Below are 24,215 nucleotides of genomic sequence, written 5' to 3'. Positions count from 1 at the left end.
GTCACGCCACATCACGCGGCGCGCGTGTAGCGGGCGCTGTCGGGACTCACCCGGCCCTCGGCGTCCTTGGCGGCCCGCCTCGCGGCGCGGCGGGCCTTGCGTATCTGCCGCACCAGCCGCTGGGTGTCGGCCTCGCGGATCAGGTCGGCCCGGCGGTACTGCTGGAGCTCGTACTCGAACATCTCGTACTCCCTGGTGAAGAGTTCTTCCGGCGTCTTGCGATGCCTCAACTCTCGTCTCCCAGGGGGTCCTGCCACATCGGGAGAGTGCCGCATCTTCGCGGGGGTGGGGGCCTTAGACGTACCGGGATGCGTACGCCGACGGCCTAAGGCCCCGCCACCTCGGGCCTTATGGAGCGCCTGGGCCTCAGTGCCGTACCGGAGGCTGCTCGTGAATATGAGGCTGCTCGTACAGATAGGGAGTGGTGGTGCTCAGAGGTACGAAGCCGAGCCGCTGCAGGATCGGCCGGCTCTGGCTGGAGGCGTCGACCTGCAGGAAGCGGCAGCCGTTCGCGGCGGCGATACGGGCCCGGTGGGCGACCAGGGCCCGGTAGATGCCCCGGCCCCGCCAGGCGGCCAGGGTGCCGCCGCCCCAGAGACTGGCGAACTCGGTGCCCGGGTGCAGCTCCATGCGCGCCGCGCACACAGGCAGGTCACCGGCCATCGCGACGGTCATGGTGACCGAGTCCGGAGTCTGTGCCAGTTGCGCGAGGAGCTGTTCGCGCAGGCGGGCGCTGCTCGTACCGAACGCCTGCTCGTGCACATCGGCGATGAGATCCACGCCGGCCGGATCGGTGACCGGTTGCAGCCGGACTCCCTCCGGGAGGTCGACGGCGGTGGGCAGGTCGCGGATCTCGGCGACCATCACCGTCTCCTCGGGCTCGGGTGTGAAGCCTGCTGCCCGCAACCGTGCGCCGAGGTCTTCGGGCCGGTCGTAGGCGTACAGCTTCCACTCGAAGTCACGCCCCAGGGAGGCGAAGTACCGCACCTGCTCGGCGATGACCGCGTCGGCCGTGGCCGGGTCGAGGCCGGACCAGACGATGCCGTTCCAGTCTCCGTCGGCGCCGACCTGCCGCACGACGTCTCCGACCCGTTCGACGCGCGCGCCGGAGTCATCGGGGTCGTCGGCGCGGGTGCGCTGCCGCATCTGCTGGTCGAACAGGGTGAGCGTCGCGTCGTGATCCATCCGCACATTGCAGCAGTGGGCGGACCATGGGCACCAATGGTTTCAGCGCCCAGGGGCTACCGAGAACCGGCGCTGGGCAGGCCCAGGAAGAGGTCGAAGTACATGCCGGCGGAGACGATCAGCCCCAGGGCACCGAGTACGACTCCGGCAACGGCGAAGGCCCGTACCCAGCCGGCCTTCTGCGGCCAGGCGAGTACGGCCACGCCGACGATCAGCGCGAGCAGCGCGAAGATGCCGTTGACCAGAGCGGTGGTGTGCCAGGCGTCGCCGTAGACCGCGGAGATCTGCTGGGCCGGGGTGCCGCCCTGCGAGGTCTTGATCTGTCCGATGAGCGTCTGCCGCTCGGCGGCGATCTTCCCGACCCAGCTGCCGCTGAGCGCCACGACGCCGAGACCGGCCGCGACGACGGCCCCGGCGGCGGCTCCGATACCGGAGGACGTGTGAGGCGCCTCCTGGGCGTCGTCGTCCGTCTCGTTGTCCTCCGCGGCGGCGTTCTCGCCGGCCGCGGGTTCGGCGGGCCCGGCGGCCTCGGCCGGCTCGGCGGCAGCCTTGTCCGTCGCCTCGGGCCCATCGGTCGCATCGGTCGCGTCGGTGGTCTTTTTGGTCTCGGTGGTCTCGGTGGGGTTCATGCGCCGCACGCTAGGTGGCCTGTCTGAGAGTCCCCTTAACGACCGGCCCGCCACTCAGGAGCCAGCACCGACCAGACCTCCATGTCGTGCCGTACGCCCTTGTACAGGTAGCTCTCCCGCAGCACTCCGTCCCGCGTCATCCCCAGCCGCTTGGCGACATTGACGCTGGCCGTGTTCGCAGCGGACGCCACCCACTCGACGCGGTGCATCCCGCGCTCCTCCACCGCCCAGTCGATCAGCACCCGGGTGGCGTGCGTGACCAGACCACGCCCCGCGGCGGACGGCTCCAGCCAGCAGCCGGCCTCGCAGTTGCCCGACGCGGCGTCGAAGGTCCGGAACAGCACACCGCCGACGAGCGTCCCGTCGAGCCAGATTCCATGGATCCGGCCCGTGTCCGCGGCCTGCTTCTCGGCGTACGACTGGAGGAAGGCGCGCGCCGATTCGACGTCCGTGCAGAGCGCGGCGAGCCCGATGTACTGGCCGATGAAGTCCCGTCCGCGGTCCATGTGGGCGAAGAACTCCTCGGCCCGCCACGGTTCCAGGGGACGCAGTTCCGCTCCGGCGTCACCCAGCGATATCGCGAACATTCCTCATCCTCCGGCCGGTTAGGGCACGAGCTGTGCGTCTTCGCTCGCGCGATGCACAGAGATCTTCGCATGGGCCCGGCGCTCGGGCGGTTCGATGCTGATCCGCGGCAGCCACCGGTCCAGTCGGCGCGGCAGCCACCAGTTCGCGCCGCCCAGCATGTGCATGAGCGCGGGCACCAGGAGCGTACGCAGGAGGAACGCGTCCAGCGCGACCGCGGCCGCGAGGGCGATACCGAACATCGCGATGACCCGGTCGCCACTGAGCACGAAGGCGAGGAAGACCGAAATCATGATCACGGCCGCGGAGTTGATCACGCGGCTTGTCTCGGCGAGGCCGACCCGTACCGCCCGCCGGTTGTCGCCTGTCTCCAGCCACTCCTCGTACATCCGGCTGACCAGGAAGACCTGGTAGTCCATGGAGAGCCCGAAGAGCACCGAGACCATGATCACCGGGAGGAAGGGCTCGATCGGGCCCGCACTGCCCAGCCCCAGCAGCTCGCTCCCCCAGCCCCACTGGAAGATCGCGACGACGATCCCGAAGGACGAGGCGACGGCGGCCACATTCATCGCGGCGGCCTTCAGCGGAATGCCGATGGAGCGGAAGGCCAGCAGCAGCAGGAGACAACCCAGCGCGATGACGACGCCGACGAAGAGCGGCAGCTTGCCGACGATGATCCCGGCGAAGTCGTCGTAGCTCGCCGTCACGCCGCCGACGTGGACCGCCAGCGAGGTGCCGTCCGTGGCGGGCGGCAGGACGTCCGTGCGCAGTCGGTCGACCAGTTCGCTGGTCGACTGCGACTGGGGTGCGGAGTCCGGTACGACGGTGAGGACCGCGGTGTCGGCGCTGCCGTTGTACGTGACCGGGCCGACGGACTCAATGCCATCGGCGCCGCGCAGGGCGTTGGGCAGCTTGGTCATGGCGAGCCGGTCGTCCGCGCCGTCGAGATGGGCGACGAGGGTGAGCGGCCCGTTGACGCCGGGCCCGAAGCCGTCCCGCATCAGGTCGTACGCCTGGCGGGTGGTGGACGAGGACGGGCCGTTGCCCTGGTCCGAGGTGCCGAGGTGGAGCGAGAGCGTCGGCACGGCCAGCACCAGCATGACCACCGCGGCGACCGTTCCCAGCAGCTTGGGATATCGCTCCACGAACGTGGCCCAGCGCGCGGCGAAGCCGGTCGGCGGCTCGGGCTGCGGACCGTGCTCGATCAGCTGTCGGCGTTCGCGCCGGCTCAGCGCGCGCACCCCGATGAAGGACAGCAGCGCGGGCAGCAGGGTCACGGACGCGGCCACGGTGAGTACGACGGTGAGACAGGCGGCGATCGCAACACCGTTGAGGAAGCTGAGGCGCAGGATGAGCATGCCGAGCAGGGCGATACAGACGGTGGCGCCGGCGAAGACGACGGCGCGTCCGGTGGTGGCGACGGCGTTCCGGGCCGCTTCGGCGACCGGCAGTCCGCGCCGCAGGCCCTTGCGGTGTCTGGTGACGATGAACAGCGCATAGTCGATGCCGACGCCGAGCCCGATCAGCATGCCGAGCATCGGTGCGAAGTCGGCGACGGTCATCACATGGCCGAGGAGCACGATGCCCGCGTAGGCCGTGCCGACCGACACCAGCGCGGTGGCGATGGGCAGCAGGCAGGCGGCGAGTGAACCGAAGGCGAGGAGGAGGACGACGGCGGCGACGGCCACGCCGACGATCTCGGCCATGTGCGCGCCCGGCGCTTCGGTGAGCGCGATGGCGCTGCCGCCGAGCTCGACCTGAACCCCGTCGGCCTGTGCGGCCTTCGCTGTCGCGACGACAGCTTCGGCCCGCGCCTTGGAAATGCCGTCGGCCTGCTGGTCGAAGGTGACGGTGGCGTACGCGGTGTGCCCGTCGGAGCTGATCCGCCGGACGCTCTCGGTTCCGTACGGGCCGGCGACGGAGGCGATCCCGTCGAGCTTGGCGACGTCGTGGAGCATCTCGGACATGCGCTGCTCGACGCCGACGGAGCGGACGCTGCCGGCGTCGGTGTGCCAGACGATGGTGTCACTGTCACCGCCCCGGCCGTGAAAGCCCTCCTCGAGGAGGGCGGTGGCGCGGCCGGATTCGGTGCCCGGGACTTCGTAGTCGTTGGAGTACGCGGCTCCTGCGAAGACCGCCGCGGTCGCTACGCCGACGAGGGCGAGCAGCCAGAGAAGCACGGCAACGAGGCGGTGCGTGATGCACCATCGGGCGATGGCTGCCAACGCGGTTGCTCCCTGGATGGTTCGTGGATCTTTGACCGGGAACAGCCCGCAAAGAACTCATGATCTACAAAGATACACTCTGACAGTCAATCATGATTCTTTGCCCCTTTCGTGTCCTTACTCACAGTTGTGCGCGGAAGCCCGGGGCCATAGGTCCCGAACTCCCGCGCACCACCGGCGTACAGGCGCTTTCTCAGCCCGAGACGCTCGCGCGCCCGTTCTCGATATGACCCATCAGTCGGCGGCGGAAGGCGGGGTCGCGGTCAGTGGTCACCTCGATGTCGTACCAGCCGTGCGCGTCGGCCGCCGAGTGCACGACGGTGCGGCTGCGGCCGGCCTTGACCGTGATCGTGCGGGTCCAGTCGCCGAGGTCGGCCTCGTTGACGTAGCCGAGCGGGCGGACGGTGAAGGTGACCGGCTGGGCACCGTCGTTGCGCAGGGTGAGATGCAGATCGCGGTCGTGGTGGTCGATGTGCGAGGAGACCTCCGCGTGACCCTCCGAACGGCCCTGCACGCCGCCCCTGGCGCTGCCGGCGAACTCACGGCGGAAGCCGTTCGGCCCGGTGATCGTGAAGCGGTAGGCGTCCTTCGTAAGGGGCACGGTCCACTGCGCCGTGCCCCTTACGTCCTTGTGCTGCGGGACGGGGAACTCACCGGCGTACGGATAGAGCGCGAAGTGCGCGCTCGCGCCCCCGCTGTTGCTGAGTGACACGGCGAAGGCGCCACCCGAGACCTTGCCGTGCGCGTCGGGTTGGTACGGCAGAGGACGCGCGGGCCGGGTGCCCTCCTCCTGTACGGGCATGTGCTGCACCAGAGGTGGCACGGGCCGCCAGCGCCCGCTGAACGGCGGTACCGCCCCCGGCCGCTCCACCTCGGGCTGCGGCCTGCCGCGCCGGAAGTCGAAGGCGGAGGTCAGATCGCCGGTGACCGCGCGCCGCCACGGGGTGATGTTGGGCTCCTCGACGCCTGTCCACTTCTCGAGAAGCCGGATCACCGAGGTGTGGTCGAAGACCTCGGAACAGACATAGCCGCCGACCGACCAGGGCGAGACGACCAGCATCGGCACGCGGACACCGAGCCCGGTCGGCAGCCCCTGCCAGCGCTCGTCCTTGTTGTCGACGGGCGGCACGGGCGGCGGGACATGGTCGAAAAAGCCGTCGTTCTCGTCGTAGTTGATGAGGACGACGGTGTGCCGCCACACGTCGGGGTGCGAGCCGAGGGCATCCAGCACCTTGTAGACGAGCGAGGCGGAGGCGATGGGCGAGGAGGAGCCGGGGTGCTCGGAGTCGATCGCGGACGGCACCAGGTACGACACCTCGGGGAGCTTGCCCGCGGCCACGTCGGCCCGGAAGTGCTCGGCGAGGCCACCGGTCTCCACCCGCCGCAGCCCCCGCTCGAAGAGCGACCGCTCGCTCCTGCTCAGCGTCGCCACGCCCTCCTCGAGCGCCGCGAGCAGCCGTGCGCGCTCGGCGGCGTCCTCGGTCTCGCGCACCTTCGCGTAGAAGGCCTCCATGTAGGTGAAGTCGCCGGCCTTCGCCAGCGCCTTGCGCGCGATCTTCTTGAAGCTGGTGAAGAACTCGATGTTGTTGTCGGTAAAGTTCTCCCACTCGGTGTACGTCTTCCAGGACCGGCCGGCCTTCTCGAGCCGCTCCGCGTAGGTGGGCCAGGGGTAGCCGGGGTGGGTGCCCTCGTCGTACGCGGCGTTCGTCACGGCCCGGCTGCCGTCGGCCTCGTTCCCGGTCCAGCCGCTCCACAGATGGTTGCGGTTGGGGCTCGTCGACGTATGCGTCGAGGAGTGGTAGGCGTCGCAGATGGTGAAGGTGTCCGCGAGCTCGTAGTGCAGGGGCAGGTCACGGCGGTCGTAGTACGCCATGGTCGCGGCGGTCTTCGCGGAGACCCACCCGTCCATCCATCCGTCGTGCCAGGCCTGGGCGCCACCCTCCCAGGAGTGGTCGAGTGCGCCTATGTACTGGAGGTCCTTCTTCTGCGCCTCGGCGGCGTCGCGCACTGGGAAGGGCAGCACGGTGCGCAGCGGGCCGGGCTGCTCGAAGACCGGCTTTCCGGACGGGAGCTCAATGGCGTTGCGGTCGCCGAAGCCGCGGACGCCGCGCAGGGTTCCGAAGTAGTGGTCGAACGACCGGTTCTCCTGCATGAGGATCACCACGTGCCTGACCGACCGCAGACCGCCCGACGGGGGCTCCGCGGCCAGCGCGGCCTGCAGGGACGGCGGCAGCAGCGAACCGGCCGCCGCCGCGCCGATGGCGCCTCCGCCGAGTGCGAACAGGCGCCGCCGTGAAATGTCCGTGGCCAAGTGATCCTCCCGATTCCGGTGTTACCGCCCGGAACGTAATGAGTCCGGATGACTTGGGGAAGTCCCAGGGACATCGTGTCGGTGAACGTCCAAGAGCCCGTGCGAAGAGTCCAAGCCGGGGTCCGGAAGCGGCTGGGGAGAGGCTGCCGTGCTGGGCGGGCGGCCCGCGTCATCCAGTACCGTGCCAGGTTCGATGTCCGGCTCGGTGACCGGTTCGATGTCCGGCTCGGTGACCGGTTCGATATCCGGCTCGGTGACCGCTTCGATATCCGGCTCGGTGACCGGCTCGGGACCCCCGGACCCGGCGACTTTCGGCCACGGCCTCGATTCCCGAGCCCTCATGTCCCCAAGACCACAGGAGTGTTGTCGGTAGCGGCTGGCACGATGGCGGCATGGAATACACGGGGACCAACCAGCCGATCCTGTCACCCGGCGGTGCCGCAGAGCTCGCCCTGATGCTCCATGACGCGCCCGATCCGCACTTCGACCAGCCCCCCGTCCAGGTGCTCGCGTACGACCCGGGCGCGTCGCTGCGGGACCGGCGGGAGGGGTTCCGGGAGGTGTACGACGCGATCGTGGCCCGGATCGGGGAGCCGACGCTCTACGGCGGTTCGGCGGAGGGTCCCAACGTCCGGTGGCGGGACAGCAGAAGGCTGGTGGTGCTCACCGGGGACCGCCGGCGGGCGCAGCTTTCGGTCCACGACACCGACACCTTGGAGGACGAGGAGCGCAGGACCTTCGAGTGGGGCGGCGCCTGGTCGGCGGACGAGCCGCACGACTTCGATTTCCTGCCGTACATCTGGCAGCTGGACCGCAGCGGCCCTGGCGAGCGCCCGATCGAGCGGCCGGGCGGCCGGATGGCGTCCAGCCTCGAGCACTTCGAGACCGCGCTGGCGTTGCTGCTCGCGGCCTGGGTGGAGCAGCTCGCCGTACAGGTCGGCGAGGACTGGGCGAGCTTCAGCGTGACCAGTGGAGCGGACCGCGGCCGCCAGCTGCTGATCTCGTACGCCCTGGAGGACGGGCTGCATGTCTCGGTCGACGACCGGGACGGCGAGGACAGCCCGGAGCGCGACCGTCTGATGCGCTCGCGCGGCTGGCACTCCCGCGACCGCGGCTGGTGGCAGGCGGACTTCGCGGAACCGGAGCGCGGAGAGGTGGCCGCGGTGGCTCGCCTGGCGATCACTGAACTGCGGGCACGCGGCACGAAGGAGCCGGAGGAGCTGCGGGCCCGGGATGTCAGCTGCAAGGACCGCGGCGAACTGTGGCTGCCGGGCTTGGGCATACGTCACTGACGGGACGGGCGGAGCCCGGGCGGGGACACGGGCAGACGCTGCGGCACCGGCAGACGCTGCGCCACCGGCAGGCGCTGCGGCACGCGCGCCGGGACACGAACTACGGGCGCCGGGACACGAGCATGGGCGTCGCGCGCGTACGGCCAGGAGTGCACGCCCGAGCCTGTGCCGCCCCCGGACGGGACACGAGCAGGTCGCGGCACGGGCAGAACGTGCGCCGGGACTCGGGCAGGCCTCGCGCCGGGACACCTGCCACGGACTCGGGCGCGGGCACGGAAGTCGGCACGCGCACACGCACGCCTCCCGCCGCACTCGGACCGCCCTCCACGCAAGACGCGGCCCGCACCATGTGGTGCGAGCCGCGCCTCCCGGCTGCGGATGCCGACCGTCAGCCCTCGACGCCGAGCTTCTGCAGGATCAGCTCCTTCACGCGCGCCGCGTCCGCCTGGCCGCGGGTGGTCTTCATGACCGCGCCGACCAGCGCGCCGACCGCCGCGACCTTGCCGCCGCGGATCTTGTCCGCGATCGCCGCGTTGCCCGCGATCGCCTCGTCGACGGCCGCGCCGAGCGCGCCCTCGTCCGAGACGACCTTGAGGCCGCGCTTGTCGACGACCTCGTCCGGGCCGCCCTCGCCGGCGAGTACGCCCTCGATGACCTGGCGGGCCAGCTTGTCGTTGAGGTCACCGGACGCGACGAGCTGCGCGACCCGGGCGACCTGCTCCGGCGTGATCGCCAGCGATGCCAGGTCCGCGCCTTCCTCGTTGGCGCGGCGGGCCAGCTCGCCCATCCACCATTTGCGCGCAGCAGCCGCATCCGCGCCCGCGTCGATCGTGGCGACGATCAGTTCGACCGCGCCGGCGTTGAGGATCGACTGCATATCGTGCTCCGAGATGCCCCAGTTCTCGCGCAGCCGGTTACGGCGTACACGCGGCAGCTCGGGCAGCGTCCCCCGCAGCTCCTCGACCCACTCACGGGGCGGGGCGATCGGCACCAGGTCGGGCTCCGGGAAGTACCGGTAGTCCTCGGCCTCTTCCTTCACGCGGCCGGACGTCGTGGAGCCGTCCTCCTCGTGGAAGTGACGGGTCTCCTGGATGATCGTGCCGCCGCTGTTCAGGACCGCGGCGTGCCGCTGGATCTCGAAGCGGGCCGCACGCTCGACGCTGCGCAGCGAGTTGACGTTCTTCGTCTCGGAGCGGGTGCCGAACTTCTCCCGGCCGTGCGGGCGCAGCGACAGGTTCACGTCGCACCGCATCTGGCCCATCTCCATCCGGGCCTCGGAGACGCCGAGCGCCTTGATGAGCTCGCGCAGCTCGGCGACGTACGCCTTGGCGACCTCCGGCGCACGCTCGCTCGCGCCCTCGATCGGCTTGGTGACGATCTCGATCAACGGGATGCCGGCGCGGTTGTAGTCCAGCAGGGAGTGGGACGCGCCGTGGATACGGCCGGTGGCGCCGCCGACGTGCGTCGACTTACCGGTGTCCTCCTCCATGTGGGCGCGCTCGATCTGCACGCGGAAGACCTCGCCGTCCTCCAGCTGGACGTCCAGATAGCCGTTGAAGGCGATCGGCTCGTCGTACTGCGAGGTCTGGAAGTTCTTCGGCATGTCCGGATAGAAGTAGTTCTTCCGGGCGAAGCGGCACCACTCGGCGATCTCGCAGTTGAGCGCGAGGCCGATCTTGATGGCCGACTCGACGCCGATCGCGTTGACGACCGGGAGCGAGCCGGGCATACCCAGACAGGTCGGGCAGGTCTGCGAGTTGGGCTCGGCGCCCAGCTCGGTCGAGCAGCCGCAGAACATCTTGGTCTTGGTGCCGAGTTCGACATGGACCTCGAGGCCCATGACGGGGTCGTAGGCAGCGAGGGCGTCCTCGTACGACACCAGTTCAGTGACGGTCACGGTGAAACTTTCCCTCTCAGCCCAGCAGGACGTCGTCGTCGCCCAGGCGCTTCAGCTCGCGCACGAGCAGGGCGACGCCGGTGGCGATGGCGGCAGCGGAGACGACGGCGTCGATCAGCCGGAGCGTATCGCCCTCGAAGCGGGCCTTCTTGGCCTGCTTGATGACGCTGATCGCGCCGAAGGCGGTGGTGCCGATCGACAGATACGTACCGGTCTTGGACTTCTTGAAGCCCTTGGCCTTGGTCATTGCGCTCACAGCGACGGTGCCTCCTCGAGCAGCGGGTGGCCCCACTTTTCCACGAAGGCGGCCTCGACCGCGGCGCCGACCTTGTAAAGACGGTCGTCCTTCATGGCGGGGGCGATGATCTGCAGACCAACCGGCAGGCCGTCCTCCGGCGCGAGACCACAGGGCAGCGACATCGCCGCGTTTCCGGCCAGGTTGGTCGGGATGGTGCACAGGTCGGCGAGGTACATGGCCATCGGGTCGTCGGCGCGCTCACCGATCGGGAAGGCGGTGGTGGGCGTGGTCGGCGAAACGATCACGTCGACCTGCTCGAAGGCCTTCTCGAAGTCCCGGGTGATCAGCGTCCGCACCTTCTGGGCCGAGCCGTAGTACGCGTCGTAGTAGCCGGAACTGAGCGCGTACGTGCCCAGCATGATCCGGCGCTTGACCTCGTCGCCGAAGCCGGCCTCACGGGTCAGCGCGGTGACCTCCTCGGCGGACTTCGTGCCGTCGTCGCCGACCCGCAGGCCGTAACGCATGGCGTCGAAGCGGGCGAGGTTGGACGAGCACTCGGACGGCGCGATCAGGTAGTACGCCGACAGGGCCAGGTCGAAGGACGGGCAGTCCAGCTCGACGATCTCGGCCCCGAGCGACTTCAGCAGCTCGACCGACTCGTTGAAGCGCTGGACGACGCCGGCCTGATAGCCCTCGCCGGAGAACTGCTTGACCACGCCGACGCGCATCCCGGCCACGGAGCCGTTGCGCGCGGCCTCGACGACCGGCGGGACCGGGGCGTCGATGGACGTCGAGTCGAGCTCGTCGTGACCGGCGATGACCTCGTGCAGGAGCGCCGCGTCCAGGACCGTACGGGCACAGGGGCCGCCCTGGTCGAGGGAGGACGAGAAGGCGACCATGCCATAGCGGGAGACCGCGCCGTAGGTGGGCTTGACGCCGACCGTGCCGGTGACGGCGGCGGGCTGGCGGATCGAGCCGCCGGTGTCCGTGCCGATGGCGAGCGGGGCCTGGTAGGAGGCGAGGGCGGCGCTGGAGCCGCCACCGGAACCGCCGGGGATACGGGTCAGGTCCCAGGGGTTGCCCGTCGGGCCGTAGGCGCTGTTCTCGGTCGAGGACCCCATGGCGAACTCGTCCATGTTGGTCTTGCCGAGGATGACGACGTCGGCTGCCTTGAGCCTCTTGGTCAGCGTCGCGTCGTACGGCGGGATCCAGCCCTCGAGGATCTTGGAGCCGACCGTGGTCGGGATGCCCTCGGTGGTGAAGATGTCCTTCAGCGCCAGCGGCACACCGGCCAGCGGGCCGAGCTTCTCGCCGGCCTCACGCTTGGCGTCGACGGCGCGGGCCTGCGCGAGCGCACCCTCGCGGTCGATGTGCAGGAAGGCGTGCACCTTCTCGTCGACGGCCTCGATCCGGGCCAGGTGGGCCTCGGTGACCTCGACGGCCGTGAGCTCGCCTGCGGCGATCTTCGCGGCGATGTCGGCGGCGGTGAGCTTGATACAGCTCTCGATTTTGTTGATGGCCGTCATGGTGATTAGTCCTCCCCCAGAATCTGCGGCACCTTGAAACGCTGCTGCTCCTGGGCCGGGGCGCAGGAGAGCGCCTGCTCGGGGGTGAGCGACGGACGGACCTGGTCCGCGCGCATGACGTTGGTCAGCGGCAGCGGGTGGGAGGTCGGGGGTACGTCTTGGTCGGCGACCTCGGAGACGCGGGCGACCGCGCCGATGATGTCGTCGAGCTGTCCGGCGAAGTGGTCAAGCTCTTCGGCCTTCAGCTCCAGACGCGCCAGCCGGGCGAGGTGGGCGACCTCCTCGCGCGTAATGCCAGGCATGCAGCGATCCTCAGGGGTGAGAGTGTGTGCTTTGAGCCCAATCCTATGGGGCGCGGGCCGCTCCCCACTAAACGGTTTGCCCTTGGACTCCGCCCCGGCCACCCCCGGGCCGCCTCGGGCCGCCGCGCACCGGCCCCGGACGGGCAGCGATGCGCGCCCCGACCGCCCCGGCCGCCGGCACCGTCAGGGGACGACCTGGCTGGACGGCTCGTCGGCATCCGATGCGGCGGGCAGCTCCGCCGGGCGGTGCCAGCCGCGCTCGCCCCTGGCCCGCAGCCATGCGGTGGTCTCCTGCGGCGGCATCGCGGCCGCGACCAGCCAGCCCTGTACGGCGTCGCAGCCCAGATCGCGCAGCCGCTCCCAGGTCTCGTCGTCCTCGACGCCCTCGGCGACCACCAGCAGGCCCAGCGAGTGGGCGAGGTCGACGGTGCAGCGGACGATCGCCGCGTCCTCGTTGTCGACGGCGAGCCGGGCGACGAAGGACCGGTCGATCTTGAGCTCGCTCACCGGCAGGCGACGCAGGTGGACGAGCGAGGAGTAGCCGGTGCCGAAGTCGTCCAGGGACATCTTCACCCCGTGGTCGGTCAGCCCGGCGAGGGTGTCGGCGGCGCGCTGCGGGTCCTCGAGGAGTACGTGCTCCGTGATCTCCAACTGGAGCGAGCCCGGCGGGACGCCGTGGCGGGCGAGGCGGGCAGCGACCAGCCCGGCGAACCCGGGGGTGTGGACGTCTCGCGGCGAGACATTGACCGCCACCGGGACGTCCAGACCCTGCGCGCGCCATCTGGCGACCTGGGCGAGGGCCGTGTCGAGGACGTACTCCGTCAGATACGGCATCAGGCCCGACGACTCGGCGATGGCGATGAACTCGTCCGGAGGTACTCGGCCGCGCTCCGGGTGGACCCAACGGACCAGCGCCTCAAGGCCCGCGACATGGCCGTCGAAGCCGACCTTGGGCTGGTAGTGGAGCTCCACGTCGCCGGCGTCCAGCGCCCGGCGCAGATCGCCGAGCAGACCGAGCCGGTCGGGAGTGTTGGAGTCGCGCTTGGACTCGTACACCTCGACGCCCGTACGGTCCCGCTTCGCCTGGTACATCGCCACGTCCGCGCGCCGCAGCAGGCCCTCCGCGTCCAGCGCGTGGTCGGGGAAGACGGCGACGCCGGCGCTAGCCTCCAGGACGAGCGTGAGTCCGTCCAGGTCCAGCGGCGACGAGAGCTCGGCCACCAGATGGCGGGCGATGCGGGTGGCGCTGGTGGTGGAGTCGGCCGTCGGGAGCAGTACGGCGAACTCGTCGCCGCCGAGCCGGGCCGCCTCGGCCCCTCGCGGCAGAGCCAGTCGCAGCCGATCAGCTATCTGGAGGAGCAGCCGGTCGCCCGCGAGATGGCCGAGTGTGTCATTGACCGACCGGAAACGGTCGAGGTCGATCAGTACGAGAGCGGATCGTGCGCCGCTGCCCTCGGCGTCCTCCAGGGCGGCCCAGGTCCGCTCCAGCAGCCACTGACGGTTGGGCAGCCCGGTCAGCGGGTCGCGCAGCTGTTCCTCGGCTCTGGCCCGCGCGATCCAGAGCGTGGAGTCCAGAGCGATCAGCGGTACGGCGAACAGGGGCAGCAGGAGCGGCAGGGCGGTGGCGACCACGCAGATCAGCGGCGCGATGCCGAGGAGAGCGACTGCGACAAGACCCTGCCTGAGCAGGGCCGTACGGGCGACGGTGGGCAGCCCGCCGCCCTGCGGGGCCAGCACATACCACAGGAGCAGTCGGGTGACAGCGAGATAGGCGGTGGCCGCCAGGATCACTTCGGGCGCGGCCTCGACGCCCCAGTCCAGGGGCAACCAGGGCCGCTCCACGCTGGGCGCAACGCCGAAGGCGGCGAGGACGAGCGCGGCCGCGCCGATCCCCAACAGGTCCACGGAGCCGTGCAGTACGCCCTGTCGCCAGCGGTGCCTGCGGGCGGCGCCGACCAGTGCGACGACGGCGAGGCTGACCAGACCGGCGGGCACCCAGCCGAAGAGCAGGAGGACGGCGAGAGTGAGGGCGGCGCCAGAGCCGGTGCCGCCCCACCAGCGGTCGCGGCCGAGCGCGACCAGATGGCCGACGATGATCCCGGTGAGGAGGGCGAGCGACCAGCCCACTGTGGACGAGGGGAAGAGCGCATGGCCCTCCTGCACGGTCCGTACGATCCCGGTGACGAGCACGGCGGCGGCGATCACCATGACGATGACGGGCAGCCCGGATGTCATTCCTGCAAGGGCCGCGAATCCACGCGGCCGTGAGACCGGGGCGGCGCTCTCGGTCGGTTTCATTCCCGTCCCTCTCACAGCCGGCGGTGCCGATGCCTCGCGATGGCTCCCGTAGTCATGCCACCACGACTGAAATCCCACCACGCAGCCGTGCACGACAGGCGCACATCTCAACAGTAGGCCGCAGGAGGCTCGGACGGGCAGCGCTCTACAGCTCTTGCCCGAATGCGACCCGGCCACCCTTAACCATCTGGTATGCGCTGAACGGGTGACCTGTACCTGGTGTTCCGGGTCCCGTTTTCGCGTCCGAATCCAGCCCCGCGCGCCCCCAAAGGACCTCGGCGCAAGCCCCTCCCAAGCCCCGCGCACGCCCCCTCCGTTACGCCTCTGCAGGCACAGCGGCCTCACGAGCTGCATCGGGCCCCTGTTCGAGCAGAACGGCGAAGCCTTCCTCGTCCAGCACCGGCACCTTCAACTGCATCGCCTTGTCGTACTTCGAACCCGGGTTGTCACCGACCACCACGAACGCCGTTTTCTTGGAAACGGAACCGGCCACTTTCGCTCCGAGTCTCTGGAGGGCCTCTTTTGCGCCATCCCTCGTGTAGTTCTGCAGCGTGCCGGTGACGACAACGGTGAGTCCCTCGAGCGGACGCGGCCCTTCGCCCTCCCCCGCGCCCTCTTCCTCCATACGAACGCCCGCAGCGCGCCACTTGCGCAGGATCTCGCGGTGCCAGTCCTCCGCGAACCACTGCTTGACCGAGGCCGCGATGATGTCGCCCACCCCGTCGACCGCCGCCAGCTCCTCCTCGGTGGCCTGCTCGATCCGCTCGATCGACCGGAACTCCCGGGCCAGCGCCTCGGCCGCGACCGGGCCGACATGACGGATGGACAGGCCCGTGATGATCCGGGCCAGCGGTCGCTCCTTGGCCGCGGCGATGTTCTCCAGCATCGCCAGGGCGTTCTTCTTCGGCTCGCCCTCCTTGTTGGCGAAGATCATGGCGAGCTTCTCCTCGCCGGTCTTCGGGTCGCGCTTGGGCAGTCCGCTGTCCTGGTCCAGGACATACGCCTTGATGGGCAGCAGCTGCTCGATGGTGAGGTCGAACAGATCGCCCTCGTCGGTCAGCGGCGGTGTGGGCGGCTCCAGCGGCTTGGTGAGCGCGGCCGCCGCCACATAGCCGAAGTTCTCGATGTCCAGCGACTTGCGGCCGGCCAGATAGAAGAGACGTTCACGCAACTGGGCCGGGCAGGAGCGGGCGTTGGGGCAGCGCAGATCGACGTCGCCCTCCTTCATCGGCCGCAGCGCCGTCCCGCACTCGGGGCACTCGGACGGCATCACGAACTCACGCTCGCTGCCGTCCCGCAGATCCACGACCGGACCGAGGATTTCCGGAATGACGTCGCCGGCCTTGCGCAGCACCACTGTGTCGCCGATCAGCACGCCCTTGGCCTTGACCACGTCCTGGTTGTGCAGGGTGGCGAACTCGACCTCGGAGCCCGCGACCGTGACCGGCTCCACCTGCGCGTACGGCGTGACGCGCCCGGTGCGACCGACGCCCACGCGGATGTTGATCAGCTTGGTGTTGACCTCCTCCGGGGCGTACTTCCACGCGATTGCCCAGCGCGGCGCGCGCGAGGTGGAGCCGAGCCGCCCCTGGAGCGGGATCTCGTCGAGCTTGACGACCACACCGTCGATCTCGTGCTCCACCGAGTGGCGGTGTTCGCCGAAGTAGGCGATGAACTCCCGTACATCCTCCAGCGAGTCCACGACCTTGTTGTGCCGGGCGGTGGGCAGGCCCCACTCGCTCAGCAGGTCGTAGGCCTGCGACAGGCGGTCGATGTCAAAGCCCTCGCGCGCGCCGATGCCGTGCACGACCATGCGCAGCGGACGGGTCGCCGTGACCCTCGGGTCCTTCTGGCGCAGCGAACCCGCCGCGGCATTGCGCGGGTTGGCGAAGGGCTTGTCACCGGCTTCGACCAGGCGGGCGTTGAGCTCCTCGAACTTCTCCATCGGGAAGTAGACCTCGCCACGGATCTCCACAAGATCCGGGATGCGGTCGCCCTGCAACCGGTCCGGGATGTCCGCGATCGTACGGACATTGGGGGTGATGTCCTCGCCGACGCGGCCGTCGCCCCGGGTCGCCGCCCGGGTCAGCCGGCCCTTCTCGTACGTCAGGTTCACGGCGAGGCCGTCCACCTTGAGCTCGCACAGGAAGTGGTACTCCTGCGAGCCGAGGTCGCGCGCGATGCGCTCTGCCCAGGCGGTGAGCTCCTCCTCGTCGAAGGCGTTGTCGAGGGAGAGCATCCGCTCGCGGTGTGCGACCGCGCTGAACTCCGTCTCGTACTGCCCGGCGACCTTCTGGGTCGGCGAGTCGGGCGTACGCAGCTCCGGATACTTGTCCTCCAGCGCCTCCAGCCCGCGCAGCAGCTTGTCGAAGTCGGCGTCGCTGATGACCGGTTGGTCGTTCACGTAGTACCGGAAGCGGTGCTCTTCGACCTGCTCGGCCAGCTGGGCATGCTTCTCCCGTGCCTCGGCGGGCACAGACCCTTGCTGTTCGACAGCCACCGTCTCGTCCTCCCGTTACTCAGGGTTGTCTGCGAGCGATCTCGCGGCCCGGACGCAGTGGGCGAGCGCCGCGCGCGCGTACGCCGGTGAGGCACCCGCGAGACCGCACGACGGGGTGATCACCACGGACTCGCTGAGAGTCCCCGGATTCAGCCCCAGCCTGCGCCACAACGTCCTGACACCCATGACGCTACCGGCAGGGTCCGACAATGCGGCGTCGGTGGACGGTACGACGCCCGCGAAGAGCTTCGTACCGCCTTCCACCGCCTCACCGATCTCTTCCTCGTCACGCTCGGTGAGCAGCCCGAAATCGAACGAGACGCCCGCGAACCCGGCCCGGCGCAGCAGCGCGAACGGCACGTCCGGAGCGCAGGAATGGACGGTGACGGGATCCTCGCTCACCCCGATCACGTCCCGCAGCGCGCTCTCGACGATCTGGCGGTCGACCGCCCGGTGTGTGCGATACCCGCTGGCGGTCCTGATCTGTCCGCGCAGCACGGCGGTGAGCGACGGCTCGTCGAGCTGCAGCACCACGCGCGCGCCCGGCACCCGGCGGCGTACTTCGGCGAGATGGCCGCGCAGCCCCTCCGCGAGCGAGGCCGTCAGATCGCGTACGGCGCCGGGGTCGCCGAGCGCGGCCTCGCCGCCCCGCAGCTCCAGCGCGGCGGCGAGCGTCCACGGCCCCACCGCCTGCACCTTCAGCGGGCCCTCGTAGCCCTGGGTGTACTCCTCCAGCGCGTCGAGGTCCTCGCCGAGCCAGGAGCGGGCCCGGCGGGTGTCGCGCCCCGGCCGGTCGCTGATCCGCCAGCCGCTGGGCTCGACATGCGCGTACATCTCGACGAGCAGCCCGATGGTCCGCCCGATCATGTCGGCGCCGGGCCCGCGGGCGGGCAGCTCGGCCAGATAGGGAAAGTCCTCGAAGGAACCGGCGACGGTCTTCGCGGCCTCGCGTGCGTCGCCGCCGGGCATGGATCCGATGCCGGTGGCGGGGCCCCAGGGGAAGTTGTTCTTGTCGCTCACTCGGGAAGGGTACGCGCCGCTCCCGCCGGAGGCCCGGCGCGAGCGTCCTCAGCGCCCGGGCCGCACCGTCACGTCGTTGATCTCCGCGTCGCGCGGCAGATCGATCGCGGCGAGGATCGTCGTCGCGACCGACTCCGGGCTGATCCAGCGGGACTCGTCGTACTCCTTGCCCTCCTGCGAGTGCACCTTGGCCTGCATGGGGCCGGCGGTACGCCCCGGATAGACGGAGGTCACGCGTACGCCATTGCTGTGCTCCTCGTGGCGCAGCGAGTCGGCGAGCGCCTTCAGACCGTGCTTGGACGCGGCGTAGGCGCCCCATTCCGCATGGGCGTTGAGGCCCGCTCCCGAGTTGACGAAGAGAACATGGCCCTTGGCTGCCCTGAGTTGGGGCAGGAACAGCCGGGTCAGCTCGGCCGGGGAGATCAGATTGGCGTTGAGCTGCTGGTGCCAGGTTGTGGGGCGGAGTTCCGCGATCGGGCCGAGGTCGACGACGCCCGCGATGTGCAGCAGGGAGTCCAGGCGGTCCGGCATCGGCTGCATGCCGAGCGACCTGGAGATGCGGTCCGGGTCCGCGAGATCGGCGACGAGCGTACGGGACCCGGGATAGCGGCCCGCGAGCTCCTTGGCGCGGCCGGCGTCGCGCGCCAGGATGATGAGTTCGTCGCCGCGTCCGTGCAGTCGGCGCGCGACCGCCGCGCCGATGCCCGAGCCTGCCCCGGTGATCAGATGTGTGCCCATACGGGACATGCTCGCACTACTGCACGCCCACCGACTCCTCCAGGTAGGCGAGCGCCGAGACCCCGTCCTCCGCGAAGAACACCAGGTCGGTCAGCGGAAGCGGCAGGAAGCCTTCGTCCTCCATCCGCCGGAACTGCTGCTTCAGCCCGTCGTAGAAGCCCGCGGTGTTCAGCAGCACCACCGGCTTGGAGTGCTTGCCGTGCTTCTTCAGCTCCAGGATCTCGGTGGCCTCGTCCAGCGTCCCCGTACCGCCGACCATGATCACGATTGCGTCGGCCTTGGCGAGCATCAGCGCCTTGCGCTCGGCGAGGTCCTTGGCGATCACCATCTCGTCGGCGTTCGTACGGGCCTTCACCCCGAGGAAGTCGACCGAGACGCCGACCAGCCGCCCGCCCGCCTGCTGGACGCCGTCCGCGACGACCTTCATCAGTCCGCACTCGGACCCGCCCCACACCAGGGTGTGGCCTCCCTTGCCGACCAGCTCGGCGAATTCGCGGGCGGGCCGGGTGTAGCGGTCGTCGAGGTCGGCGGCGGAAAGGAAGACACAGATATTCATGGGATCACGGTACGGGGAAGAACTCGGGCCCTGGCGACGCTGTGCCAGGTATGGCTGGACACACGATCACCATCGAGCAGGGCACGGTTCACGTACGCGTAGCGCGCGGCGACGAAGTTCTCGGGGAGAGCCGTCGCCCGCTCGTCCTGCGCGAGACGGGCTCCCCCGTCCGCTACTACCTCCCCCCGGAGGACGTACGCACCGACCTGCTGAAGCCCTCGGAGACCCACACCTACTGCCCGTTCAAGGGAACGGCCTCCTACTGGTCGCTGCCGGACGCGCAGGACCTGGTGTGGGCGTATCCCGAGCCCAAGGACGAAGTGACGCAGATCAAGGGGCATTTCTGCTTCTACGACACGGAGGTCGTCGAGGCCTGACAGAAGAATCTTGTGGGCGAGCGATGAGTCCCGCCCAGCGGGGCGGTCAGCACTCTTATGGAAAATTCGAGCAGAACGCTGCGCAAGGCCACGTCGGGTGACGGCACGCTCATCGCCTACGAGCAGTGGGGCGCCGGGCCGCCGGTGGTTCTGATGGGCGGTGCGCTGTGCACGGCGGCGACGGACGCGCCGCTGGCCGCGCTGCTCGCCTCGCAGTTCAGTGTGTTCACCTATGACCGGCGCGGCCGGGGCGCGAGCGGTGACACCGCTCCGTACGCGGTGGAGCGCGAGATCGAGGATCTCGCTGCGGTGCTCGCCGCGGCGGGTGGCAGCGCCTGTGTGCACGCCATCTCCTCGGGCGCCGCGCTTGCTCTGAAGGCGGCTGCCGCCGGACTGCCGATCACTCAGCTCTCGGTGTACGAACCGCCGTTCACGGCGGATCCGGCGAGCCGCGAGGAGCCCGCCGCCTACGTCGCCAGGCTGCGTGAGCTGGTGGAGCGGGGGCGGCCCGGCGATGCGCTCGCGCTCTTCCTGACGGAAACCGGGATGCCGCCGGCGGCGGTCGCAGGGATGCGGCAGACGCCGATGTGGGCCGAGAGGGAAGCGTTGGCGCACACCCTCCCCTACGACCACGAGATCATGGGCAACGGTCAGGTACCGGTCGAGCAGCTGCGTACGATCGCCCAGCGCGTGGTGGTCGTCGACGGCGGCGCGAGCCCCGGCTGGCTGCGGGACGCGGCACGCGCGGTGTCCGAGTGCCTGCCGCGGGGCCGGCACCGCACGCTGACCGGGCAGACGCATGAGGTGGCGCCGCAGGTGCTGGCCCCGCTACTGGCGGACTTCTTCGCCGGTGAGGGCCGGAGCCAGGAATGACCGGCCGGCGCCGGGACCTACAGCCTCGAGCCGGGACCTACAGCCTCGAGCCGGGACCGACAGCCTGGAGCCGGGACTGACCAGTCGGCGCAGGATCAGGCGACCTGCGCGGCCGCCCGCCCGGTCGTCGCGATGGTCGCGGAGCCGACCACCCGCGTGCCGTCGTACAGCACGATCGCCTGGCCGGGCGCCACACCACGTACCGGCTCGGCGAAGCTCACATTCAGCGTGCCGTCGACGAGCTCCGCGGTCACTGATGTCTCGCCGCCGTGCGCGCGCAGCTGAGCGGTGTACGTGCCCGGGCCCTCCGGAGCCGTGCCGCACCAGCGGGGCTTGATGGCGGTCAGGGCGTCGACGTCCAGTCCCTCGACCGGGCCGACCGTCACCGTGTTGTTCACCGGAGAGATGTCCAGGACGTAGCGCGGCTTGCCGTCGGGGGCCGGGTGGCCGATGCGCAGGCCCTTGCGCTGGCCGATCGTGAAGCCGAAGGCTCCGTCGTGGCTGCCCAGCTTCTTGCCCGACTCATCGACGATGTCGCCCTCCGCCTTACCGAGGCGCGAGGCGAGGAAGCCCTGGGTGTCGCCGTCCGCGATGAAGCAGATGTCGTGGCTGTCGGGCTTCTTGGCGACCGCGAGTCCCCTGCGCTCGGCCTCCGCGCGGATCTCGCCCTTGGTGGTGAGGGTGTCGCCGAGCGGGAACATGGCGTGCGCCAGCTGCCGCTCGTCGAGGACGCCGAGGACGTACGACTGGTCCTTGGCCATGTCGCTGGCGCGGTGCAGCTCGCGGCTGCCGTCCTCGCCCGTCACGACCGTGGCGTAGTGGCCGGTGCACACGGCGTCGAAGCCGAGCGCGAGCGCCTTGTCCAGCAGTGCCGCGAACTTGATCTTCTCGTTGCAGCGCAGACAGGGGTTGGGGGTGCGGCCGGCCTCGTACTCCGCGATGAAGTCCTCCACCACGTCCTCGCGGAAGCGCTCGGCGAGATCCCACACGTAGAAGGGGATGCCGATGACGTCCGCGGCACGGCGGGCGTCGCGCGAGTCCTCGATGGTGCAGCAGCCGCGCGCACCCGTGCGGAAGGACTGCGGGTTCGCGGAGAGCGCGAGGTGCACACCGGTGACATCGTGTCCGGCCTCGGCGGCACGGGCGGCGGCGACGGCGGAGTCCACGCCGCCCGACATGGCGGCGAGCACTCGGAGGGGGCGCTGGGAAGTCTGAGGAGTCATAGCCCTACCAGGGTAAGGGGCCCGGGGAACCGAAAGCTCGCGAGTATGCGTTGGTGATCGCATGGGGAGTGAATCGAAGCGCGGCGACGACGGCGGTAAGCGGCCCGTGAGCAGGCGGGCCGTGCTGATCGGCGGCGGGGTGGTGGTGCTGGGGACGGGCCTGCTGGCCAAGGACGAGCTGAAGCGCATCTGGTGGCGGGTGCCGGGGATCACGAGGGCGCGCAAGGAGGGTGCGATCGACTATGCGGGCGCGGAGTGGACGGCCGCGTCCCGGGCGAACTGGCGGCTCGCGGACCGGCCCGACGACTACTCCATCGACCGCGTGGTCATCCATGTCGTCCAGGGCAGCTATCCGTCGGCACTCAGGGCCTTCAAGGATCCTGGGCACAAAGCCGCGACGCACTATGTCGTACGCAAGGACGGGCATGTGGCGCAGATGATCCGGGAGCTGGATGTTGCCTTCCACTCCGGGAACCGCTCGTACAACGAACGCAGTGTCGGCATAGAGCACGAGGGCTTCGTGGACCGGCCGGCCGATTTCACGGACGCGATGTACCGGTCGTCGGCAAAGCTGACGGCGGGGATCTGCGGGCGGTACGGGATCCCGGTGGACCGCGAGCACATCATCGGGCATGTGGAGGTGCCGGGAACGGACCACACGGATCCTGGGCCGCACTGGGACTGGGACCGGTACATAAGGCTGGTGGGGGACGCGCGGGCGGCGGCCCGGTAGCTCCTGCGGGCGGGCTGTGCGCGTCCGGGATCAGACCAGGCCGGCCGTACGGGCCCGTTCCACCGCCGGGCCGATTGCTTCCGCGACCGCGTCCACATCCGCCTTGGTGGAGGTGTGGCCGAGGCTGAAGCGCAGCGTGCCGCGGGCCAGGTCCGGGTCGGTGCCGATGGCGAGGAGGACATGGCTGGGCTGGGCGACGCCGGCCGTGCACGCGGATCCCGTGGAGCACTGGATGCCCTGGGCATCCAGAAGCAGCAGCAGGGAGTCGCCCTCGCAGCCGGGGAAGGTGAAGTGGGCGTTGGCGGGGAGGCGGTCGTCCGGGTCGCCGCCGAGGATCGCGTCCGGGACTGCCGTACGGACGGCCCGGACCAGCTCGTCGCGCAGCGAGCCGATCTTGTGGGCGAAGTCCTCACGCCGCTCGGCGGCGAGGCGGCCGGCCACGGCGAAGGAGGCGATGGCGGGGGCGTCGAGGGTGCCGGAGCGTACATGGCGCTCCTGGCCGCCGCCGTGCAGTACGGGGACTGGGCTGTACTCGCGGCCGAGCAGCAGCGCGCCGATGCCGTACGGGCCGCCGATCTTGTGTCCGGAGACGGTCATGGCGGCCAGGCCCGACGCGGCGAAGTCCACTTCGAGCTGGCCGAAGGCCTGCACCGCGTCGGCGTGCAGCGGGACACCGAACTCCTTTGCCACGGCGGAGAGTTCGGTCACCGGCAGGACAGTGCCGATCTCGTTGTTGGCCCACATCACGGTGGCGAGCGCGACATCGTCGGGATTGCGCGCGATGGCCTGGCGCAGCGCCTCGGGGTGCACCCGCCCGTACGCGTCGACCGGCAGGAACTCGACCGTCGCGCCCTCGTGCTCGCCCAGCCAGTCGACGGCGTCGAGGACGGCGTGGTGCTCGACGGGGCTGGCCAGTACGCGAGTCCTGGCCGGGTCGGCGTCGCGTCTCGACCAGTACAGGCCCTTCACGGCGAGGTTGTCGGCCTCGGTGCCGCCGGAGGTGAAGACCACCTCGCTGGGCCGTGCGCCGAGCGCCTCGGCGAGGGTCTCGCGGGCCTCCTCGACGACGCGGCGGGCCCGGCGCCCGGCGGCGTGCAGCGCGGAGGCGTTGCCGGTGGCGGTGAGCTGCGCGGTCATCGCCTCGACGGCTTCCGGCAGCATCGGAGTGGTCGCAGCGTGGTCGAGGTAAGCCATGGTGGCCACGATTCTACGAGGCCCGGCGGGGGCGCGGACGCGGCGCAGGGGTGCACGGGCGTGCGGGCTCCGCTTTCCCGGCTGTCCGCGGCTGCCGGCGTCAGCCTCCGAAGCCCCAGACGACGGTTCCGTTCACGGTGACGAGTACGGCGAGAACAGCCAGGTCGGCCAGTCCGAGTGCGAGTCCGAGCAGGGCGCGGAAGCGGCGGGTGGTGCCTCGCCAGAGGGCGATTGCGGCCAGTACGACGGCGATCGGGCCGAGGACGATGTTCATCACGAGCAGGCCGACGAGACCGAGGACGAAGGCGGCGACGGCCATGCCGTCGGCGTCGCGCCGGGTCCCGGGCTGCGCCTCCGGCCGGGTTTCGGACTCCGGCCGGGTCTCGGGCCGAGTGGCGTTCCGGACGGTGACATCCCCGGCGGTGCTCTCGGTGCGGGTGCCGCGTGCGGTGCGTGCGGTGCGTGCGGTGCGTGCGCTGGCGGTGAGTTGCATGGTGGTTCGGCTCCTTCCGG

22 protein-coding genes are annotated in these 24,215 nt (G+C 70.3%); 4 read left to right on the top strand and 18 right to left on the bottom strand.

The window, feature by feature from the left end:
- Nucleotides 1-11 precede the first annotated feature (11 nt).
- From OG735_RS29935 to OG735_RS29910, 6 genes are all read right to left on the bottom strand, one after another.
- Nucleotides 12-230: a hypothetical protein gene (locus OG735_RS29935; protein WP_327326250.1), complete on the bottom strand. Its 219-nt coding sequence runs from the start codon at nt 228-230 to the stop codon at nt 12-14.
- 136 nt (nt 231-366) lie between these two features.
- Complete coding sequence (locus OG735_RS29930; RefSeq protein ID WP_327326249.1) at nt 367-1,185, bottom strand: GNAT family N-acetyltransferase; 819 nt, start codon at nt 1,183-1,185, stop codon at nt 367-369.
- A gap of 56 nt (nt 1,186-1,241) precedes the next feature.
- The gene (locus tag OG735_RS29925; RefSeq protein WP_442812513.1) at nt 1,242-1,814 is read right to left on the bottom strand and encodes a hypothetical protein; all 573 of its coding nucleotides are present in this window, start codon (nt 1,812-1,814) and stop codon (nt 1,242-1,244) included.
- Between the two features lie 35 nt (nt 1,815-1,849).
- A complete protein-coding gene (locus tag OG735_RS29920; protein WP_327326247.1) occupies nt 1,850-2,401 on the bottom strand; it encodes a GNAT family N-acetyltransferase in 552 nt (183 codons plus the stop codon).
- Nucleotides 2,402-2,419: 18 nt separating this feature from the next.
- Nucleotides 2,420-4,624, bottom strand: coding sequence for an MMPL family transporter (locus OG735_RS29915; RefSeq protein WP_327326246.1), 2,205 nt, complete (start codon nt 4,622-4,624; stop codon nt 2,420-2,422).
- Between the two features lie 193 nt (nt 4,625-4,817).
- A complete protein-coding gene (locus OG735_RS29910) occupies nt 4,818-6,935 on the bottom strand; it encodes a phosphocholine-specific phospholipase C (RefSeq protein WP_327326245.1) in 2,118 nt (705 codons plus the stop codon).
- Nucleotides 6,936-7,327: 392 nt separating this feature from the next.
- On the opposite strand from OG735_RS29910, the gene OG735_RS29905 reads away from it, so the two are divergent.
- Nucleotides 7,328-8,227: a hypothetical protein gene (locus OG735_RS29905; RefSeq protein ID WP_327326244.1), complete on the top strand. Its 900-nt coding sequence runs from the start codon at nt 7,328-7,330 to the stop codon at nt 8,225-8,227.
- Between the two features lie 388 nt (nt 8,228-8,615).
- Here the strand turns inward: OG735_RS29905 and gatB are convergent, their stop codons facing one another.
- From gatB to OG735_RS29860, 9 genes are all read right to left on the bottom strand, one after another.
- Nucleotides 8,616-10,124, bottom strand: coding sequence for an Asp-tRNA(Asn)/Glu-tRNA(Gln) amidotransferase subunit GatB (gatB, locus tag OG735_RS29900; protein WP_327326243.1), 1,509 nt, complete (start codon nt 10,122-10,124; stop codon nt 8,616-8,618).
- 16 nt (nt 10,125-10,140) lie between these two features.
- A complete protein-coding gene (locus OG735_RS29895; RefSeq protein WP_327328505.1) occupies nt 10,141-10,371 on the bottom strand; it encodes a hypothetical protein in 231 nt (76 codons plus the stop codon).
- 5 nt (nt 10,372-10,376) lie between these two features.
- Nucleotides 10,377-11,888 carry an Asp-tRNA(Asn)/Glu-tRNA(Gln) amidotransferase subunit GatA gene (gene gatA / locus OG735_RS29890; RefSeq protein ID WP_327326242.1) on the bottom strand — a complete coding sequence of 504 codons (1,512 nt, stop codon included), beginning with the start codon at nt 11,886-11,888 and terminating at the stop codon, nt 10,377-10,379.
- A gap of 5 nt (nt 11,889-11,893) precedes the next feature.
- The gene (gene gatC, locus OG735_RS29885) at nt 11,894-12,190 is read right to left on the bottom strand and encodes an Asp-tRNA(Asn)/Glu-tRNA(Gln) amidotransferase subunit GatC (RefSeq protein ID WP_327326241.1); all 297 of its coding nucleotides are present in this window, start codon (nt 12,188-12,190) and stop codon (nt 11,894-11,896) included.
- 183 nt (nt 12,191-12,373) lie between these two features.
- Entirely contained in the window at nt 12,374-14,488 is a 2,115-nt protein-coding gene (locus tag OG735_RS29880) for a putative bifunctional diguanylate cyclase/phosphodiesterase (RefSeq protein WP_327326240.1), read from the bottom strand.
- A gap of 316 nt (nt 14,489-14,804) precedes the next feature.
- A complete protein-coding gene (gene ligA / locus OG735_RS29875) occupies nt 14,805-16,988 on the bottom strand; it encodes an NAD-dependent DNA ligase LigA (RefSeq protein WP_327326239.1) in 2,184 nt (727 codons plus the stop codon).
- A gap of 15 nt (nt 16,989-17,003) precedes the next feature.
- Nucleotides 17,004-18,008 carry a methionine synthase gene (locus tag OG735_RS29870; protein ID WP_327326238.1) on the bottom strand — a complete coding sequence of 335 codons (1,005 nt, stop codon included), beginning with the start codon at nt 18,006-18,008 and terminating at the stop codon, nt 17,004-17,006.
- A gap of 48 nt (nt 18,009-18,056) precedes the next feature.
- Nucleotides 18,057-18,746, bottom strand: a complete 690-nt coding sequence (locus OG735_RS29865; RefSeq protein WP_327326237.1) for an SDR family oxidoreductase — start codon at nt 18,744-18,746, stop codon at nt 18,057-18,059.
- Between the two features lie 16 nt (nt 18,747-18,762).
- Nucleotides 18,763-19,302 (bottom strand): TIGR00730 family Rossman fold protein, encoded by a 540-nt coding sequence (locus OG735_RS29860; RefSeq protein ID WP_327326236.1) that lies wholly within the window; start codon nt 19,300-19,302, stop codon nt 18,763-18,765.
- Between the two features lie 50 nt (nt 19,303-19,352).
- On the opposite strand from OG735_RS29860, the gene OG735_RS29855 reads away from it, so the two are divergent.
- Both OG735_RS29855 and OG735_RS29850 read left to right on the top strand, forming a co-directional pair.
- Nucleotides 19,353-19,679, top strand: a complete 327-nt coding sequence (locus OG735_RS29855) for a DUF427 domain-containing protein (protein ID WP_327326235.1) — start codon at nt 19,353-19,355, stop codon at nt 19,677-19,679.
- A gap of 57 nt (nt 19,680-19,736) precedes the next feature.
- Nucleotides 19,737-20,552 (top strand): alpha/beta fold hydrolase, encoded by an 816-nt coding sequence (locus tag OG735_RS29850; protein ID WP_327326234.1) that lies wholly within the window; start codon nt 19,737-19,739, stop codon nt 20,550-20,552.
- A gap of 95 nt (nt 20,553-20,647) precedes the next feature.
- On the opposite strand, the gene mnmA is transcribed toward OG735_RS29850, so the two are convergent.
- On the bottom strand, nt 20,648-21,775 hold the full coding sequence (gene mnmA / locus OG735_RS29845; protein ID WP_327326233.1) for a tRNA 2-thiouridine(34) synthase MnmA: 1,128 nt from the start codon (nt 21,773-21,775) through the stop codon (nt 20,648-20,650).
- 61 nt (nt 21,776-21,836) lie between these two features.
- Here mnmA and OG735_RS29840 point away from each other — a divergent pair, with 61 nt between their 5' ends.
- Entirely contained in the window at nt 21,837-22,508 is a 672-nt protein-coding gene (locus OG735_RS29840) for an N-acetylmuramoyl-L-alanine amidase (protein ID WP_327326232.1), read from the top strand.
- A 30-nt stretch (nt 22,509-22,538) separates the two neighbouring features.
- Here the strand turns inward: OG735_RS29840 and OG735_RS29835 are convergent, their stop codons facing one another.
- Nucleotides 22,539-23,702 (bottom strand): cysteine desulfurase family protein, encoded by a 1,164-nt coding sequence (locus OG735_RS29835; RefSeq protein ID WP_327326231.1) that lies wholly within the window; start codon nt 23,700-23,702, stop codon nt 22,539-22,541.
- A gap of 100 nt (nt 23,703-23,802) precedes the next feature.
- On the bottom strand, nt 23,803-24,195 hold the full coding sequence (locus OG735_RS29830; RefSeq protein WP_327326230.1) for a hypothetical protein: 393 nt from the start codon (nt 24,193-24,195) through the stop codon (nt 23,803-23,805).
- Nucleotides 24,196-24,215: the final 20 nt, after the last annotated feature.

It is taken from the genome of Streptomyces sp. NBC_01210, from assembly GCF_036010325.1.
Lineage (GTDB): Bacteria > Actinomycetota > Actinomycetes > Streptomycetales > Streptomycetaceae > Streptomyces.
The sequence above is the reverse complement of the archived record's forward strand: the minus strand, read 5'-3'. Positions and strand labels throughout refer to the sequence as shown.